Annotated in this window: 3 protein-coding genes; all 3 read right to left on the bottom strand. The window is 34.2% G+C overall.

Annotation, left to right across the window (positions count from 1 at the left end; all coding sequences use genetic code 11):
• A partial coding sequence (locus ABS911_RS14860; RefSeq protein ID WP_350468198.1) for a dihydrolipoamide dehydrogenase occupies positions 1–492 on the bottom strand: 492 nt, incomplete at its 3' end.
• Between the two features lie 151 nt (positions 493–643).
• Entirely contained in the window at positions 644–2,035 is a 1,392-nt protein-coding gene (lpdA, locus tag ABS911_RS14855) for a dihydrolipoyl dehydrogenase (RefSeq protein ID WP_251165372.1), read from the bottom strand.
• A 192-nt stretch (positions 2,036–2,227) separates the two neighbouring features.
• Positions 2,228–2,939: glycosyltransferase family 2 protein (locus tag ABS911_RS14850; RefSeq protein WP_350468197.1), on the bottom strand; the 712-nt coding region annotated here is incomplete at its 5' end.

Below are 2,939 nucleotides of genomic sequence, written 5' to 3'. Positions count from 1 at the left end.
GGTGTATCGTCCATGATTATCATAGGCTTTAAAAAATAATTTATTTTCCTCATTATATCCATAGGCATAGACAACCACCCAGTGATTCTTATAAGAACTTCCAAACAATTTTGTTGTTCCCACTGCAATTGGAATCGGATTTTTTCTATCTAATAAAGAAACAACTTTGCGTTCCGGAATAAGATGCATCTTGACTTTAAAATCAGCATTGTCTTTTAACACCCATTTCAACCCATACCATAAATCCCAAACATAGGTCCCTTTATAAGCAAATGTATCCTCAACAAGGTTTTGTAATCCATTGACCACATTTTCTTTCTGCAAATCGATAGTATACTTTTGATTGAAAGCATCATGAAGTAAAACAGCACTGACATAAGTACCGCAAATTCCAGGCTTAACTGAATTGATCCAAGATTTGTATTTACGAAAACGCGCTGGTTTTAAGCCGGTCCATTTTACAGGATAAGCCATTTTTGGTTTTTCAGACATCATATCCCCCTTAATCTTCTCCGATCGATTTTTATTTCTTTTGAAGCGTCAATACTACTCGTCATGTACCTTTTAATCTTATAATTATTTAAATACAAAAAAGCTTGAAAGTAAAGGAAATCCTTTACCTTCAAGCTCTTAGTTTATCATTTTACATGTGGATAGGTAATCCCATAGCTAATTCAGCTGTATCCATTACGGCTTCTCCAAGAGATGGATGCGCGTGGATCGTTAATGAAATATCTTCAGCAACCATACCTAATTCGATAGCTAATGCTAATTCAGCAATAACGTCCCCAGCACTTACTCCAATAACTTGAGCTCCAACAACTTTGCCTGTTTTTTCTTCAGTGATCATACGAACAAATCCTTCATTCGCATCTAATGACAAAGCACGACCATTCCCAGCTAATGAGAATTTGCTTACTTTGTACTCTTTGTTGCCTTTTACTTCATCAGCAGCTAATCCTACTGTCGCAACTTCAGGCTCTGTATAAGCAGCAACTGGCATCGTTTTGTAATTCACAATAGAGTCTTTACCAGAAATAACTTCTGCTACGATTTTTGCGTCATGGCTAGCTTTATGAGCAAATGCTGGTCCTGGAGTAATATCTCCGATAGCATAAACCCCTTCAACGCCTGTTCTTAATGATTCATCAACATCGATTCTGCCGTTTTCTAATAATTTAACGCCAACAGCTTCTAAATTCAATTTAGATGTGTTAGGTACACGACCTGCTGAAACTAAAACGTAGTCAGATTCAATTGTTTCTTCTTTGCCATTTTTTTCATAAGTGATTGTTACAGTATCATCTGTTTGAGTAGATTTAGTAATATTTACGCCTTCGATAACGTCAACGCCTTTTTCTGCATAACTTTTCTTAACTAATTTAACCATATCTTTGTCAAAGAAGTTGATGATGCTGTCTTCTTTTTCAAGAATCGTTACTTTAGAACCAAAGTTGTTAAATGCAAATGCTAATTGAGTCGCAACATATCCGCCGCCTACAATCACTAAACGTTTTGGAAGTTCAGTAATGTTCAATCCGCCAGTTGTATCCACAACACGTCCGCCAAATGGGACTTCTGGAACGGCTAATGGTGAACTACCTGTTGCAATAACAACATTTTTAAATTCAAGATCTTGAGATCCATCTTTAGTTTCAACTGTTAAATGTTTTTTATCCGTAAAAGTAGCTGTTCCACGAATGATTTCTACTTTATTTTTTTTCAATAAACCTTCAACTCCGCGAGTCAACATGCTTACTACCTTAGTATCTTTCCATTCTTGCATTTTTGTGATATCCAACGTAACATTTGAAGTTGTGATCCCAAAAGTTTCAGAATGTTGTGCATTATGAAAATGATGTCCAGCAGTTATCAATGCTTTAGAAGGGATACATCCGACATTCAAACAAACTCCACCGATGTATTCTTTTTCAATAATTGTTACTTTTTGTCCTAATTGTGATGCTCTGATTGCTGCAACATAGCCTCCTGGACCTGCTCCAATTATAACGGTTTCTTTTTGATTAGTTGCCAAAATAGGTCAACTCCTTTTCATTTTTATCTACACACTTTTTTAAAGCTAATAGATAGCTTCACATTCCTATTTTACTTGAAACGTAAGAATATTCCAAGTGAAAATACTAAAGTATGTGAATTTAATTCAAAGAGAACACATTTTAAAACCGTTAAATTGGAAAGGAATGCGAAAACTTAGTGTATAATTTAATTAATTTAGTTTAGCGTGCTTTAATTTCCAAAAATAAAAATAGATAAAAGTCATTTTCCGAGCCATCATACATGAGAATATAATTTTATAATTTGTAAGTTCATTCAAGGAAAAGTGATAGAGATTTTGTTTTGCTTCTTTGAGGTGGCGTGTATTTTTCTCCTGTTCGTTTAGAAGATGCATTAGCAGCTGGATGGAGTAATTGATGTAAAGATCTTTTATAACTGAAACATTGAAACGACTCATTTCTTCTGTCAAATCAATGATTTTAAGCAGTGCTTTAGGTCCGGAAAGCTTTTCTTTTGTGAGGTCATTAAAAAAAGAGGCATGTTTATAAGCTAAATAATGGTAATGTAAATTGGGATCATACATAATTTTTTCACTTTTCAAAATACATTGGACCGCCATTAAGTAATCTCCAAATAGATCAAAATTCAAGTCAAATTCTAGAACTGGATTGCTTCTGAATAATTCTATTGAATAAAGTTTGTTACATAAAAAACTTTTGAGCTGAAATTGTTCCGTAATCTTTCGTAAAGCAGTCTCTTTTGTCCAGACGACCGCTTGAGCAGTATTGAATAAATCTATATCTTTTTCAATCAATTCTTCTCCATGATTTGCAATGACCATATCTGCATTATTCCGAATAATAGTCAAAAGTAATTTTTCAAACATCAGACCATCAATACGATCAACTGGATCTACAAAGCTG

Source organism: Carnobacterium sp. (assembly GCF_040274425.1).
Note: the sequence above shows the minus strand (reverse complement) of the source record. Positions and strands in the feature narration are given on the sequence as shown.